The organism is Nonomuraea sp. NPDC049141, assembly GCF_040648415.1.
In the GTDB taxonomy this organism is placed as follows: domain Bacteria; phylum Actinomycetota; class Actinomycetes; order Streptosporangiales; family Streptosporangiaceae; genus Nonomuraea.
Map to the genome: position 1 here is coordinate 49,020 of NZ_JBEZDR010000033.1, position 14,924 is coordinate 63,943.

Sequence of the window (14,924 nt, forward strand, 5' to 3'; positions counted from 1 at the left end):
TGCGCAAAGCGAACCACGGGCACTCCTGCAACAGTGTTGACCGGCGGGGAGTGGAGGGCCTCCCAATAGGGATTCAACCAAGGAGTAGCGGGCGAGTCAGCGTCTGGAGACGAAAACATGCGCGGCAACGTCACGCGGAAGCTCCGCGAGAGTGTCGTTCGCGTCACCGTCACCTGTCACCCGCACACCGTCGTCGCTCGCCGCGAGCGTCACCTCGCGTCCGGGTTGTATCCCAACTTGCTTGAGTTTAAGCATCACAGCAGGATCGCTTTGCACTTGTTCGCTAATTCGCCGCACGACTACGGGGATATCTCTGGGCCCGGCGAGGTCGGACATGGATGTCAAGAGGTCTGGGCCGCCTTCTATGGGTTCTCTGGCGCCGAGCTCGCCCAGACCCGGGATCGGATTGCCATGCGGGCAGACCGTCGGGTTGTCGAGCAGCGTCACCAGGCGGGTCTCCACGGACTCGGACATCACGTGCTCCCAGCGGCACGCCTCGATGTGCACCTCTTCCCACGGCAGGCCGATGACCTCGGTCAACAGGCACTCCGCGAGGCGGTGCTTGCGCATCACGCGCGTGGCCAGGGTGCGGCCGAGCTCGGTCATCGACAGGTGGCGATCACCCTCGACGCGGACCAGGCCGTCGCGCTCCATCCGGGCCACTGTCTGGCTCACGGTGGGACCGCTCTGCTGGAGCCGCTCCGCGATGCGCGCGCGCAACGGGACGATGCCCTCCTCCTCGAGCTCGAAGATCGTGCGGAGGTACATCTCCGTGGTGTCGATCAGGCCGTGTGCGGTCAAGGCTCCTCCCATCTGAATGCTACGCCGGTCAGGGCAGAGACTGGACCCGTCCGCGACGGGCACAGAAGTCACACGGAACCCTATGGGGAGAACGACCGGCGATGGCGAAGGACGACAACACCGGGGCGACCCAGTTCCTTCCCGACCGGCCCGGTGGCGTACGGCTAGCCGGCCCGGTAGTTGCGGAAGCTGGGCACCGACAGGCCGACGATCAGGACCGCGACGGCGCACGCCAGGCCGCCGCCCACCCACGCCCAGGTCATCCCGAACCACACGGCGGTGAGGCCGGCCCGCAGATCGCCCAGGCGCGGGCCGCCCGCCACGACCACCATGAACGCCCCCTGCATCCGCCCGCGCATCTCGTCGGGAGCGTGCAACTGCAGGATGGACTGCCGCCAGACCGACGAGACCATGTCGGCCACTCCTCCGACGGCCATCAGAACGACCATGAGCCACAGCTGCTGGGCTAACCCGGCCGCGGCCACGCTGAGGCCCCAGAGAGCGATTGTGACCGTCAGAGCGACCCCCTGGCGGCGTACCCGGCCCAGCCAGCCGGAGCCGAGCGCGCCGAGCACCGCGCCGATGGCCATGCCGGCCGACAGCCAGCCGAGCGCGATCGGCGAGCCGTCGAAGCGCTCGGCCACGGCCTGCGGGATCAGCGCCCTCGGCAGGGCGAAGACCATCGCGATGATGTCCACGACGAACGACATCAGCAGGACCGGCCCGGTCGCGATGTAGCGCAGCCCGTCGATCACCGACCGCCAGCCGGGCCGCTGGATCTCCCCCATGGGCAGCAGTTCGGGCAGCCGGATCGCCGCGTACAGGCTGGCCGTGAAGAGGACGGCGTCGATCGCGTACGCCAGCGGGTAGCCCTGCCAGGCCAGCAGCACGCCCGCGATCATCGGCCCGACGATCGCGCCGAACCCGAAGACCAGCGAGTTCAGCGCGTTGGCGGCGGGCACCAGCTCGGGGGGCAGGATCCTGGGGATGATCGCGCCGCGGGCGGGCGAGGTCATGGCGAACCCGGTGGCGCTCACCGCCGAGGCGAGCAGCAGCAGGTAGACGTTGCCCAGCCCCAGGAGGGCCTGCGCCAGGATGAAGAGCGTCGCGCCCCAGGAGATGAGCGAGCTGGTGATCAGCAGCCGGCGCCGGTCGACCGCGTCGGCGAACGCCCCGCCCCACAGCCCGAACACCAGGAGCGGGATCAGGTTGGCCAGACCCAGCAGGCCGACCCAGAAGGAGGACTGGGTGAGGTCCCAGACCTGCTTGCTGACCGCGACGACGGTCACTCCGATGCCGATGTTGGCGATCGCCTGACCCGACCAGAGCCGCCGGTAGGTGGGCACGGCCAGCGGCCGTATGTCTATCAGATGACGCTTGACCAGCTCCCCGATTGCCACTTAAGGCACATTAAGGGGCAAGTCTCTCCAAGACCCACCCGGGGCGGGTTCGCCGGTAGCGGAGCCTGTCATGCATCCTGTCAAGCTGCCCCTGCCAGAACTCCACCTCCAGCGGGATGACCCGGTACCCGCCCCAGAACTCGGGCACGGGCGGATCCTCCGGCCATCGGGCGGCGAGCTCCTCGTACCGGGCGTCCAGCTCCTCCCTGGACCGCACGACCGCGGACTGGCGCGAGGCCCAGGCCCCGATCCGCGAGCCGTACGGCCTGGAGTTGAAGTAGTCGGCCGACTCCTCGTTCGAGAGCCGCACGACCGTGCCCTCGACGCGTACCTGGCGGCGGATCGGGTGCCAGGGGAACAGCAGCGACGCGCGGGCGTTCTCGGCCAGGTCACGGCCCTTGCGCGACTCGTAGTTGGTGTAGAAGACGAATCCGTGCTCGTCGTAGCCCTTCAGCAGGACGGTCCTGGCACTCGGCCGGCCGCCGGCCGAGGCGGTGGCCAGCACCATGGCGTTCGGTTCCGGCAGGCCGGCGGCGAGCGCCTCCTGGAACCAGACGGCGAATTGCGTGATCGGATCGGGGGCGAGATCGGCTTCGAGCAGCGGCTCGCCCTCATAGGTACGGCGAAGCCCCGCCAGCGCGGGCGGGCGCGAGGTTCCATCCACGAGACGGTATTCTTGCGCGCTTGGTGGCAGATCCCACACAACACTCCCTACCAGCGGCTTTCACGTTCCGGCGGGTCCGGAGACGGACCACGGGCGGGTAGGGGGTTAAATTGACCCGCCGGTATCTCGACATCAAGGCATTGCCGGAACATGGCAAGAAAGGGAGGCGGCCGAGAATGTCCGACTTCAAACCCGGCCTCGAGGGCGTTGTAGCTTTCGAGACCGAGATCGCGGAACCGGACAAAGAAGGGGGAGCCCTTCGCTATCGGGGTGTCGACATCGAAGAGCTGGTCGGCCGTGTCCCCTTCGGGCACGTCTGGGGCCTGCTGGTCGACAACAAGTTCCAGCCGGGCCTGCCCCCGGCGGAGCCGTACCCCATTCCTGTTCACTCCGGTGACATCCGCGTAGACGTACAGAGCGCGCTGGCCATGCTGGCCCCGGCCTACGGCTTCAAGGCGCTCCTCGACATCAGTGACGAGGAGGCCCGCGACCAGCTCGCGCGTGCCTCCGTCATGGCACTCTCCTTCGTGGCGCAGTCGGCGCGCGGCCTCGGCCTGCCGATGGTGCCGCAGAGCCGCGTCGACGAGGCCAAGACCATCGTCGAACGGTTCATGGTCCGCTGGCGTGGCGAGCCCGACCCCAACCATGTCAAGGCCATCGACGCTTACTGGACCTCGGCCGCCGAGCACGGCATGAACGCCTCCACGTTCACCGCCAGGGTCATCGCCTCCACCGGCGCCGACGTGGCCGCCGCGCTCTCCGGTGCGGTCGGCGCCATGTCCGGCCCGCTGCACGGCGGTGCTCCGGCCCGGGTGCTGCACATGATCGAAGGTGTCGAACACCTGGGCGACGCCAAGAAGTACGTGCAGAGCGAGCTGGACAAGGGCAGCAGGCTGATGGGCTTCGGCCATCGCGTCTACCGTGCCGAGGACCCCCGCGCGCGGGTGCTGCGCCGTACCGCGAAGGAGCTCAACGCGCCTCGTTACGAGGTCGCCGCCGCTCTGGAGCAGGCCGCGCTGGAGGAGTTGCACGCACGCAAGCCCGACCGGGTGCTCGCCACGAACGTCGAGTACTGGGCGGCCGTGGTGCTGGACTTCGCCGAGGTGCCGTCGCACATGTTCACCTCGATGTTCACCTGCGCCCGTACGGCCGGCTGGGCCGCGCACATCCTGGAGCAGAAGCTCACGGGCCGGTTGGTCCGCCCGAGCGCCAAGTACATCGGCCCGGCGTCGCGTCCGCTCAGCGACGTGCCCGGCGCCGCCGAGGTCGTCGGCACCATCTGACGCCTCGATCCTGATCTGTACGGCTGCCGCGTTCCGACGCGGCAGCCGTACGTCATTTGGTGGACGGCGACGAGTCGGCGGTGTCGGGCAGGCCGGGGCACACGGCGTTGTTCGGGGGCGTCTCGCCGACGTCCAGCGAGCCGCAGCGGACGACCGGCTTCGGGTGACCTGCCTGGTCCACGTCCACCTTCATGATCGAGAGGGCCTTGTCGACCGGGGTGTGCAGATCGGCGGTGCCAAAGTCGATCTTCCCGCTGGATCCGCTCCAGACCCTTCGGGTGAGCCGGTACAGGATGTCGCCCCGGCTGGGCAGGCCGCCTCCCTCCTGCGCTCCGGCCCGGTAGGCCGTACTGGCCGCCTGGTAGAGCACGTTGGCCGCGTCGAAGGTGAGGATGAGACTGTCTTCGGAGGTCTTCGTGTGCGCGCCCGCGAGCAGGCTGCTGATGAACGCGGTCTGCCTGGTGGAGCTCTGCCTCCACACCGCCCGGTGCGCCAGCGCCAGGTAGTAGACCTCCATCTGCTTCATGTGACCGATCTCGCCGCTGTGGTCGGTCATCGCCCTGACGACGTCGTCGCCCGCGATCACCTTCGCGTCCTTGCAGCCGCTGCCCTCGACCGAGGTGAGGAAGCCGAGGAACTCCGCGGCCCGCCCGGCATAGAGGAAGACGTCCGGCTTGAGGCCGCAGGCCCCCACAGCGGCTTCCTGGACGCCGCCCGATTCGACGGTGTAGTCCTTCGGTTCCTTGACCGTGATGCCCTGCTCCTTCAGCGCGGTCACGAAATCGTCGGCCAGGTTCTTCGTGTACTGGTCAGTGGTCGATTCGTCCCGGATGATGACCGCGACCGGCTTGTCCACGTGCGGGAGGAGCATGCGCCGGGCGAACCGCGCGCCCAGCGTCGCCTCACGGAAGTTGGTCGGCCCCACCTGGAAGTAGTAGGGGGACGGCTGGCCGGGCTGCTTGCCGTCGGCGGAGTCGCCGACGTAGCCGAGCCGGTCCGCCGTCGCCGTGCTCGACACCATCGGGATCTTCGCCAGATGCAGCTCCTCGATCGCCTGGCTGACGCCCTCCACGCTGCGCGGCAGGCCGATCACGCCCATCACGTGAGGATCCTGTCCGGCGAGCTCGGTAACGAGCTGCGCCGCCCGGCGACCGTGGCGGAAGCCGTCGCCGGCGTTGGCGATCAACACTCGGAGGCGGGGCGTGGTGCTGGCGGTCCGCTGTTGCTCCTCCACCGCTTCCAGCTCGGACACGGCGGACGAGAGCCGGGTGTCGTTCGCCTCTGTCTTCGTGATCGAGTACTCGCCGAACACGACCACACTGACGTACCGTCCCGAGCCGATGGCGTAGGCGTTGTTCGCGTCGATCTTCTTGACCGTCTCCTTCACGTCATCCACGAGCAGGCCGTCCGGCGTGTCGCTGGTGGCGTTCACGACGCCGACGCACTCGGTGCCGATCCGCTCCGCCCACTCCAGGCCGCCGCAGTGGGCGATGCTGTCTCGCTGCACCAAGAAGACCAAGGCGAACGGGAGGACCAGCAGCAGCCCTATGGCCGTCCAGTAGCCCAGGGCCCGCTTCCTGCGCGGCAGCACCGGCGGGTAGTCCCCGGCGGCGGGCATATCCGTGGCATGGACGCCGATCCGCAGGTCCGGGACGCGCAACCGGGCTGCGGCCCGCCACCGCCCGACGGCCTTCTCGAGCTCGTCCAGCTCCTCGGACTCGGTCGGCGGCCCGGGCGGGACAGCGGGCACGGCCGCCAGCACGACCATCGGCGGCAGCATCCCGGTCTTCTTGGTGGTCTCCTCCACGAGCTGCAGGAACTCCGCGTTGATCCCGTCGGGATCGACCACCTCGATCAGCAGCAGGGCGTACTGGCCCCTGCCCCAGCTCGGCCACGGGATGATCCACTTCTTGTACGCCTCGCGCAGATCCCGTATCAGCGCGTGCACCAATAACCGCTTGATCTCCTCGTCGTCGGCGTTGGCCAGGCGGAGCGCGTACTTGGCGGGCCCGTCGAACGGCTCCCGCCGCACGTATGGCTGCTTGCGGAACCAGCCGGTGAACAACGTCCCCCTGATCGAGAAGAAGAACTGGCCGGTGGTGCCGAGCGCGGCCACCAACAGGCCGAGCACCCACGGGGCGAGGCCGACGAGGTCGGCGGGGCCGTTGAACCACCAGACGGCCAGCGTGCCGACCGGCACCCAGGTCGTCGCGGCGCGCGCCAGGAAGTCGGCCGACGTTCTGCGCCCCCGGTCGGTGTCGCGGCTGCTGCGCTGCCACTCCTTGAGCCGTTCCTTGAACATCCGGTAGCCCGGGTGCGTGCCCGGAGCGGGCAGCCAGCTTTCAGGATCCTTGGGATCATCGCCCGGCGGCGGCAGATACCGCTGCTTCCTCGCCCACAGCACGAACTGCGCGAGTGGGAAGCGCGGCGGCGGCAGCAGCGACCCGCCCACCGGCTTGCCCAGCTCGCCTTTCTGCTCCCCCGCCAGCTCCTCCACCAGCGCCTGGATCGACTTGTGCGCGCCCTCTTTGACATGGGCATAGGGCACGCAGCCAACGAACGGCTTGGCGAGCATCTCGGCCGCGGCGAGCGCCGCGGGACCCGTCACGAACACCGTGGGCAGCGGCGGGTCGGCCCGCCAGAACGCCGGCCGGCGAATCAGCCCCTCGACGACACTCCGCAGATCGGCCACCCGGACGCTCCTCCAGCCGGTGCTGTTCTGTGCTGCTGGTCCAACGAATGATCAGTGGGAATGGTTCATCCTTTCTCACCATCCGGACCCGGGTCCAGGCAACCTTCACGGGTAAGTACCCTTGGTCAGGTGGCTGACATCGTGATTCCCGCTGACATCAAGCCCGTCGACGGCCGTTTCGGCTGCGGGCCCTCGAAGGTTCGCACCGAGCAACTGGCCGCGCTCGCCGCCTCCGGCGCGAGTCTCATGGGCACTTCACACCGCCAGAAGCCGGTCAAGAACCTGGTCGGCCGCGTACGCGCCGGCCTCATCGACCTGTTCGCGCTCCCCGAGGGCTACCAGGTCGTGCTGGGCAACGGCGGCACCACCGCGTTCTGGGACATCGCCTCCTTCGGACTCATCCGTGAGCGGTCCCAGCACCTGTCGTTCGGCGAGTTCTCCTCGAAGTTCGCCACCGTCGCCAAGAAGGCGCCCTGGCTGGGCGAGCCCACGGTGATCAAGTCGGAGGTGGGCACCTACCCGGCCGCGGTGCCCGAGGACGGCGTCGACGTCTACGCGCTCACCCACAACGAGACCTCGACCGGCGTGGCCATGCCGATCGAGCGGCCGATCGAGCTGGGCGGCTCCGACGACTCGCTGGTGCTCGTGGACGCCACCTCCGGCGCGGGCGGCCTGCCCGTGGCCATCGAGGAGACCGACGTCTACTACTTCGCCCCACAGAAGAGCTTCGCCTCCGACGGCGGCCTGTGGATCGCGCTCATGTCGCCGCGCGCCCTGGAGAGGGTCGAGGAGATCGCCGCCACCGACCGCTACGTGCCGGAGTTCTTCAGCCTGCCGGTCGCGATCGACAACTCCGGCAAGGACCAGACCTACAACACCCCGTCGGTGGCGACGCTGTTCCTGCTGGCCGACCAGCTCGACTGGATGAACGGCAACGGCGGCCTGGCCTGGACCACCGCCCGCACCGCCGACTCCGCCCAGCGCCTCTACACCTGGGCCGAGAAGACCTCCTACACCACGCCGTTCGCGGCTCCCGAGTTCCGCTCGCAGGTGGTCGGCACGATCGACTTCTCCGACGACGTGGACGCGGCCGCCGTGGCCAAGGCGCTGCGCGCCAACGGCATCGTCGACACCGAGCCCTACCGCAAGCTCGGCCGCAACCAGCTCCGCGTCGCGATGTTCCCGGCCATCGACCCGGCCGACGTCGAGGCGCTGACAGTCTGCGTCGACTACGTGGTCGAGCGTCTCTGACCCGTCCGGCGCGACAGCTCGTCCAGCAGGGCCAGGGCGTCCTCCTCCTCGACGCTCTGCGCGAACCTCGCCAGCACCGGCAGCCGGTCGGTGCTGGCCGCAAGCGCCTCCAGCATGAGCCGCGTGACGTGCTCGTCCCTAGAGTAGGCGGCCACGTACTTGAAGGCGTTCCGGTACGGCGTGCGGACGAGCAGCCCCTTCTTCACCAGCCGTTCGGCGACGGTCTGCACCGTGGTGTAGGCGAGCTCGCGTTCCTCGTTGAGCGTGGCCAGCAGTTCGCGCACCCGCATCGGCTTACCGGCATCCCACAGCACGTCCATGATCGCGCGCTCCAGGGACCCCAGCTTCGCCAACTGACCAACCTCCGGCTAGGTGAGTTAGGAAACATTCTTACCGAAAAAGCCCACATGCGCGAACGGGGCTGATCTTCCTTCCGCCCAGTTGGGCGGATATATCGTCATGTGACGGGGGTTATACCGGATGAGTATGAGCAGGCGGCCCAACGGCCTGGGCTACCTGATGTTCGCCAGCCGCTGGCTCCAGGTCCCGCTCTACCTCGGGCTCATCGTGGCCCAGGGCGTGTACGTGTGGCAGTTCGGGGTCGAGTTATGGCACCTGATCGAAGGTGTCCTCCACGGCAGCAACAAGGACATCGAAGTCACGGTCATGCTGTCGGTGCTGGGCCTCATCGACGTGGTGATGATCTCCAACCTGCTCATCATGGTCATCGTCGGGGGCTACGAGACGTTCGTCTCGCGCATCAACCTCAACGAGCATCCCGACGAGCCGGAGTGGCTGTCCCACGTCAACGCGAACGTGCTCAAGGTCAAGCTGGCGACGGCCATCATCGGCATCTCGTCGGTCCATCTGCTGCAGACGTTCATCAAGGCCCAGGACATCCCAGACAGCAAGATGATGTGGCAGACGATCATCCACCTGGCCTTCGTCCTGTCGGCCATCGGCCTGGCACTGATAGATCGCCTGCTCTCATCCTCCCCGGCCGAGCGGGTGCACCCGTCCTAGCTACTCGCCGGTGACCGGGTTCTTCCGGAGGTGCTTCTCCGTGACCAGCAGTCGCACCGTGCCGACCTGCTCGGGTTCGGCGGCCCAGACGTACCAGTGGTCGCCGACCTCGGCCGACTGATCCCGGCTCATGCCGAAGCCGTTGCCGTCCGGGCTCGGCTCGATGATCTGGAAGACCACTTGCAGGCCCCGCCGGTGCGCCTCGGCCACGACCTTGCCCACGGTCCGCCCGTCGGCGTCGTAGCCTTCGAGCATCTCGCCCTTCCTGCCGGCCTGCCCGAAAGCCTGGTACTTCTCGCCGGACTTGGCGGGCCGGCCCAGGTAGAAGACGCCACGGCCCTTGAATCCCTTGCTCACCGTGACAGTGAGGAAGCAGCCTTCGTGGCCGAACGCGCATCCGTCCGGCTCCAGGTTGCCGCCGAGCTTGTCGTCCATGGTGGTGCCGGCGAATCCCATGCGAACGATGCCGCCCACCTGGGTCGGTGAGACGGGTATCAGCTCCATGCCGATGTCCAGGCCCATCGCCTGGAACGCCTCGGCGTACAGGGCGTGGTCGGCGAACGGGTCCTTGATCCTGGCGACGTACTCGTCACCCTGCAGCTCGATGTCGATGGCCGTGTTCGCGTACGAGGTGGCGTCCCGCTTCAGCAGGGTGGGGCCCATGACGGCCGCGATGGCGAGCGCGGCGGTGGCGACCAGCCCCACGACCAGGCGGCGGGTGCGGCGGGATCTCGGCGCCCGGCTCCCGGCATCCTCCGTACTCGGCTCTTCGGCGACGATGGCCGCCAGCAGCGCACGGGCCCCCGCGCCGGACGCCTGACCGGCCAGCTGTTCGTCCCGGACCCTGGCGAGCTGCCTCAACTCGTTCATACGGACTCCACGGTGACACGGTTGACGGAGACGCCCGCCCGGGCGAGCGTCTTGGCGAAGCGCTTGCGCGCGCGATGCAGCCGGATGCGTACGGCGTTGCGCGAGCAGTCGAGGACCTTGGCGAGCTGGGCGTGGTCCAGCCCCTCCCAGGCGACCAGGGACAGCAGCTCCCGGTCGTCCTCGTGCAGTTCCTTGAACGCCTGCGCGATCGCGCCCAGCTCCACGCTGCCCTCGGGCGAGTAGGCGTACAGGTCGGCGAGGTCGGCGTCGAGCTGCACGCTTCTGGACAGCCGCCTGACCCGGCCGCGCCGGTGGTTGGCCAGGACGTTCCTGGCTATGCCGTACAGCCAGAGCCTGGCCTCCGCGTCAGGCGGCAGCACGTCGACTCGGCGCCAGGCGATGGCGAACGTCTCGGCCACCGCGTCCGCCGCGTCCTCGGGGGACTCGCAGCGGCGCATGGCGTATCCGAGAATGGGCTCGTATGTCTGGGCATACATGGCCTCGAACCGGCGTCTCCGGTCGTCATCCACAGGCGAATCCCATGGTCGGCCTCCTCATTCAGGGGTTGTGGTCACCCCTTACATGTCTGAGGCCGTATCGGTATTTCACCCTTATCGGGGGAAAAATGCCGTCCTACAGCGCTTCGCGCTTGCGGCGCAGCACCCAGGCGGAGATGACGCCGCCCAGCAGGCCGAACAGGTGGCCCTGCCACGAGATGCCCTGCTGGTTGGGCAGCAGCCCCCACAGGATCGAGTAATAGACGACCGCCACCCCGATGCCGATGAGGATGTCGAACACGCGCCGGTCGAATATCCCGCGGGCCAGCACGTACCCGAAATATCCGAACACCAGGCCGCTCGCGCCCACCGTGACCGTGTCGAGCCCGCTGGTGGCCCAGGTGCCGATCCCGCCGATCACGATGATCAGCAGGCTGGCCGCGAAGAACCGCCCGATCCCGCGTAACGCGGCCAGGAACCCCAGGATCAGCAGCGGCAGCGAGTTGGCCATGAGGTGACCGAAGCCCACGTGCAGGAACGGGGCGAAGAAGATGCCCATGAGCCCCGAAGGCTCCAGGCCGACGATGCCGAACTCCCGGTCGAGGCTGCCGTTCATGGTGAAGTCGACGACCTCGACCGCCCACATCACGCCGAGTATCACGATCATGACGAAGGCCGCGCTCAGCGCACCGGTGAGGAGGGTGCCCGCACGACGCTTGGCGGACTCGTACGCGGACCTCGAATAGTCGCTCATGCGCCCCTCCCGCTTGCCGTCTCCTTCTTTACCGTACGCAGAAGAACTTATGCGTGCGCTAAGGAAACCCCCTCCCAATCAGGGGAGGGGGTCGGGAAAAGGGCTACTCGCCCTTCCACTGGGGAGCGCGCTTCTCGGCGAAGGCCGCCGCGCCCTCCATGGCGTCCTTCGAGCCGAACACCGGATTGATGATCGTGCCCTGCTTGGCGAACATCTCCTCCAGCGACCAGTCCTGCGACTCGATGATCACCTTCTTGGTCGCCGCGAGCGCCAGCGGGGCGTTGGCGGCGATCTTGCGGGCCAGCTCCAGCGCCCCGTCCAGCGCCTCGCCCGCCGGGGTGATCCGGTTGACCAGCCCCAGCTCGTACAGGCGCGAGGCGGGGTAGTGGTCGCCGGTCAGGGCGAGCTCCATGGCGATGTGGTACGGGATCCGGCGCGGCAGCCGCATGATGCCGCCCGCGCCCGCCACGAGACCCCGCTTGGGCTCCGGCAGGCCGAACTTGGACTCCGACGACGCCACGATCACGTCGCACGACAGCGCGAGCTCGAAGCCGCCCGCGAGCGCGTAGCCCTCGACCGCCGCCACGATCGGCTTCTTGGGCGGCGACTCGGCCAGGCCGCCGAAGCCGCGCCCCTCGACCACGGGGAAGTCGCCGGACAGGAAGCCCTTGAGGTCCATGCCCGCCGAGAAGTAGCCGCCCGCGCCGGTCAGGACATAGGCGGAAATGTCGGTGCGGGCGTCCAGTTCGTCCAGAGCGGCCGCGATGCCGCGGGCCACCGCGCCGTTGATGGCGTTGCGCGCGGCGGGCCGGTTGATCGTGATCACGGCGACGCCGTCGGACTCTTCGACGAGCACTTCGTCAGACACGGAACCTCACTTGGGCTGGAAGCGGATGCCGCCGTCGAAGCGGACGACTTCGGCGTTCATGTAGTCGTTCTCGATGAGCGACCTGACCAGGTGCGCGAACTCGTCGGCCCGTCCCATGCGCTTGGGGAACACCACGGGCGCCACCAGCTTGGCCTTGAACTCGTCGGCGTTGGCCGAGAAGCCGTAGATCGGGGTGTCGATGATCCCCGGGCAGACGGTGTTGACCCGCACCCCGATGGCCGCCAGGTCGCGCGCGGCGGGCACGGTCATGCCGACGATGCCGCCCTTGGAGGCCGAGTAGGCGAGCTGCCCGGTCTGGCCCTCCAGCGCCGCGACGGAGGCGGTGTTGACGACCACGCCGCGCTGCCCGTCGGCGTCCACCGGCTCTGTCTTGGCGATCGCCGCCGCGCCGACGCGCATGAGGTTGAACGTGCCGATCAGGTTGACCTCGATCACCTTGCGGAAGGAGGCCGGGTTGTGCGGGGCGCCGTCACGGTTGACGGTGCGCTCGGCCCACCCGATGCCCGCGCTGTTGACCACGACGCGCAGCGGCTTGCCGGTGGCGACGGCCGCCTCGACGGCCGCCTGCACCTGCTCGTCGTCCGTCACGTCGGTCTTGGCGAAGACGCCGCCGAGCTCGTCGGCGATGGCCTTGCCGCGCTGCTCGTTGAGGTCGGCGATGACCACTGTGGCGCCGTGACCCGCGAGTGCGCGGGCCGTCGCCTCGCCGAGGCCGCTGGCCCCGCCGGAGATGATTGCTGCAGATCCGTTCACGTCCATATCCCGGACCCTAACCCGCCAACCGAATGAGGTTCTACTCGGAGTGGGTTAAATCTCACCTACGGCCGTGTCGACATCGGAATATACCTTGATCCGCCGGTCGAGCCCGGTCGTGCGCAGGATGCGGGCGACGGGGGCCTGTGGCGCGGCGAGTGACACGCCGCCGCCCTCTCCCGTGGCCAGCCGCCAGGCCTCGATGAGCACCGACAGCCCGCTGGAGTCCATGAACGACAGCTGCTGGAGATCGAGCACCAGCCAGGCGCCATCCTGTTTGATGGCGTCGCGGACCTCGTCGCGGAGGAACGGCGCCGTGAACAGGTCAAGCTCCCCCTCAACGGCCACCACCACGGCATCACCCAGGGCGTGTCGCGCAAGCCGCAGCTTCATTTGGCCCCTCCTCGATGAGCCACTGTACTTCGACATCCCCGGATACCGGGCATGCACAAACTCGGATGGTTTTGATGCAGGGGGCCAAAACCCGAAAAAGACCCGCCGCCATCCGCCCTACTCAGCCGTCGCGGGGATGGCGAAGCCGTAAGGGAGCTCCAGGCGGTGGCGGGCGAGCAGCTCGGAGTCGGCGAGGAGCTCGCGGGTCGGCCCGTCCGCGACGATCACCCCGTCGGAGAGGATGAGCGAGCGTTCGCACAGCTCCAGCGCGTACGGCAGGTCGTGGGTGACCATGAGCACGGTCACGTCGAGCGAGCGCAGGACCTCGGCCAGCTCCCTGCGCGCGGCCGGATCGAGGTTGGACGACGGCTCGTCGAGCACCAGGATTTCCGGCTCCATCGCCAGCACGGTCGCCACGGCCACCCGCCGGCGCTGACCGAACGACAGGTGGTGCGGCGGCCGGTCGATGACCTCCAGCATGCCGACCCGCTCCAGCGCGCCCTTGACCGCGCGCTCCAGCTCCTCGCCGGCCACACCCGAGTTGGCCGGGCCGAACGCGACGTCGTCCCTGACCGTGGGCATGAAGAGCTGGTCGTCCGGGTCCTGGAAGACCAGGCCGACGCGCTGCCTGATCTCCTTGAGCGTGTCCTTGCGCACCGGCGTGCCCGCCACGCTGACCGAGCCGTGCCCGGCGGTCAGGATGCCGTTCAGGTGCATGACGAGCGTGGTCTTGCCGGCGCCGTTGGGGCCGAGCAGCGCGACGCGCTCGCCGCGCCGGATCGCGAAGTCCACGCCGAACAGGGCCTGCGTCCCGTCGGGGTAGGCGTAGGCGAGCCGGTTCACTTCCAGAGAGTTCACGACCAGAGAGTTCACAGCGAGAGTCCTAGTACGGCTAGAGCCACGGCCGGCAGGGCGAGGGCCGTGGCCCACTGCCCAACAGATCCCGAAATTTCGTCCATCATCGGCATACGCCCGGAGTAGCCGCGGCTGAGCATCGCGAGGTGCACCCGCTCACCGCGTTCGTACGAGCGGATGAACAGGGCGCCCGCCGAGCGGGCGATCACCGGGATGTGCCGGAAATTCCGTGCTTCGAAGCCACGGGACTCCCGCGCGACCCGCATCCGCCGCATCTCATCCATGATCACGTCCATGTAGCGGAGCATGAACATCGCGATCTGCACCAGCAGGGTGGGCAGCCGGAGCCGCTGGGCCCCGATGAGGATGACCCGCGGCTCGGTGGTGGCCGCGAGCAGGATCGAGGCGACCACGCCCAGCGTCGCCTTGGCCAGGATGTTCCAGCCGGCCCAGAGCCCGGCCACGCTCAGCGAGACCCCCAGCACGGTCGTCCGCTCCCCCAGCCCGATCACCGGGATGAGGAAGGCGAACAGCACGAAGGGCAGCTCGACCACCATCCGCCGCAGCACGTACGTCAGCGGCACCTTGGCGGCCACGGCGACGCCCGCGAGCAGGACCGCGTAGAGCCCGAACGCCCAGAACCGCTCCCGCGGCGTCGCCACCACCACGATGGCGAAGGCGGCGACGGCCAGCAGCTTGCACTGCGGCGGAAGCCGGTGCACGACCGAGTCCCCCGCCAGGTAGAGCTGATGATGGTGCCCAGCGCCCACCCGCTACTCACCGTCTCCCGTTCATTCGC

16 protein-coding genes are annotated in these 14,924 nt (G+C 68.6%); 3 read left to right on the forward strand and 13 right to left on the reverse strand.

Going from position 1 to position 14,924, the window contains the following annotated elements:
- Window positions 1–96: 96 nt before the first annotated feature.
- From AB0B91_RS58330 to pdxH, 3 genes are all read right to left on the reverse strand, one after another.
- A complete protein-coding gene (locus AB0B91_RS58330; RefSeq protein ID WP_358340706.1) occupies window positions 97–801 on the reverse strand; it encodes a metal-dependent transcriptional regulator in 705 nt (234 codons plus the stop codon).
- A gap of 164 nt (window positions 802–965) precedes the next feature.
- Window positions 966–2,201 carry an MFS transporter gene (locus AB0B91_RS58335; RefSeq protein WP_358340708.1) on the reverse strand — a complete coding sequence of 412 codons (1,236 nt, stop codon included), beginning with the start codon at window positions 2,199–2,201 and terminating at the stop codon, window positions 966–968.
- A gap of 10 nt (window positions 2,202–2,211) precedes the next feature.
- Window positions 2,212–2,865 carry a pyridoxamine 5'-phosphate oxidase gene (gene pdxH / locus AB0B91_RS58340; protein ID WP_358340710.1) on the reverse strand — a complete coding sequence of 218 codons (654 nt, stop codon included), beginning with the start codon at window positions 2,863–2,865 and terminating at the stop codon, window positions 2,212–2,214.
- A 176-nt stretch (window positions 2,866–3,041) separates the two neighbouring features.
- Between pdxH and AB0B91_RS58345 the strand changes: the two genes are divergently transcribed.
- Window positions 3,042–4,148, forward strand: coding sequence for a citrate synthase 2 (locus AB0B91_RS58345; protein WP_358340712.1), 1,107 nt, complete (start codon window positions 3,042–3,044; stop codon window positions 4,146–4,148).
- Window positions 4,149–4,200: 52 nt separating this feature from the next.
- Here the strand turns inward: AB0B91_RS58345 and AB0B91_RS58350 are convergent, their stop codons facing one another.
- Window positions 4,201–6,840 (reverse strand): ABC transporter substrate-binding protein, encoded by a 2,640-nt coding sequence (locus tag AB0B91_RS58350; RefSeq protein ID WP_358340714.1) that lies wholly within the window; start codon window positions 6,838–6,840, stop codon window positions 4,201–4,203.
- Window positions 6,841–6,969: 129 nt separating this feature from the next.
- Between AB0B91_RS58350 and serC the strand changes: the two genes are divergently transcribed.
- Entirely contained in the window at window positions 6,970–8,091 is a 1,122-nt protein-coding gene (serC, locus tag AB0B91_RS58355) for a phosphoserine transaminase (RefSeq protein WP_358340716.1), read from the forward strand.
- On the opposite strand, the gene AB0B91_RS58360 is transcribed toward serC, so the two are convergent.
- The gene (locus AB0B91_RS58360) at window positions 8,070–8,444 is read right to left on the reverse strand and encodes a BlaI/MecI/CopY family transcriptional regulator (RefSeq protein WP_358340718.1); all 375 of its coding nucleotides are present in this window, start codon (window positions 8,442–8,444) and stop codon (window positions 8,070–8,072) included. The two genes, serC and AB0B91_RS58360, sit on opposite strands and share 22 nt — an antisense overlap.
- Window positions 8,445–8,577: 133 nt before the next feature.
- On the opposite strand from AB0B91_RS58360, the gene AB0B91_RS58365 reads away from it, so the two are divergent.
- Window positions 8,578–9,114, forward strand: coding sequence for a TIGR00645 family protein (locus AB0B91_RS58365; protein ID WP_358340720.1), 537 nt, complete (start codon window positions 8,578–8,580; stop codon window positions 9,112–9,114).
- On the opposite strand, the gene AB0B91_RS58370 is transcribed toward AB0B91_RS58365, so the two are convergent.
- The 8 genes from AB0B91_RS58370 to cbiQ form a co-directional block, all read right to left on the reverse strand.
- A complete protein-coding gene (locus tag AB0B91_RS58370; protein ID WP_358340722.1) occupies window positions 9,115–9,984 on the reverse strand; it encodes a hypothetical protein in 870 nt (289 codons plus the stop codon).
- Complete coding sequence (locus tag AB0B91_RS58375; protein ID WP_358340724.1) at window positions 9,981–10,514, reverse strand: RNA polymerase sigma factor; 534 nt, start codon at window positions 10,512–10,514, stop codon at window positions 9,981–9,983. Before AB0B91_RS58375 ends, AB0B91_RS58370 begins: the two co-directional genes overlap by 4 nt.
- Window positions 10,515–10,617: 103 nt before the next feature.
- Window positions 10,618–11,235, reverse strand: a complete 618-nt coding sequence (locus tag AB0B91_RS58380) for a rhomboid family intramembrane serine protease (protein ID WP_358340726.1) — start codon at window positions 11,233–11,235, stop codon at window positions 10,618–10,620.
- A gap of 103 nt (window positions 11,236–11,338) precedes the next feature.
- Window positions 11,339–12,103: a crotonase/enoyl-CoA hydratase family protein gene (locus tag AB0B91_RS58385; protein ID WP_358340728.1), complete on the reverse strand. Its 765-nt coding sequence runs from the start codon at window positions 12,101–12,103 to the stop codon at window positions 11,339–11,341.
- 6 nt (window positions 12,104–12,109) lie between these two features.
- Complete coding sequence (locus AB0B91_RS58390; RefSeq protein ID WP_358340730.1) at window positions 12,110–12,883, reverse strand: SDR family NAD(P)-dependent oxidoreductase; 774 nt, start codon at window positions 12,881–12,883, stop codon at window positions 12,110–12,112.
- A gap of 48 nt (window positions 12,884–12,931) precedes the next feature.
- Complete coding sequence (locus AB0B91_RS58395) at window positions 12,932–13,270, reverse strand: STAS domain-containing protein (protein WP_214643247.1); 339 nt, start codon at window positions 13,268–13,270, stop codon at window positions 12,932–12,934.
- A gap of 117 nt (window positions 13,271–13,387) precedes the next feature.
- Complete coding sequence (locus AB0B91_RS58400; RefSeq protein WP_358340732.1) at window positions 13,388–14,128, reverse strand: ABC transporter ATP-binding protein; 741 nt, start codon at window positions 14,126–14,128, stop codon at window positions 13,388–13,390.
- A gap of 11 nt (window positions 14,129–14,139) precedes the next feature.
- Entirely contained in the window at window positions 14,140–14,895 is a 756-nt protein-coding gene (gene cbiQ / locus AB0B91_RS58405; RefSeq protein WP_358340734.1) for a cobalt ECF transporter T component CbiQ, read from the reverse strand.
- Between the last annotated feature and the right edge of the window lie 29 nt (window positions 14,896–14,924).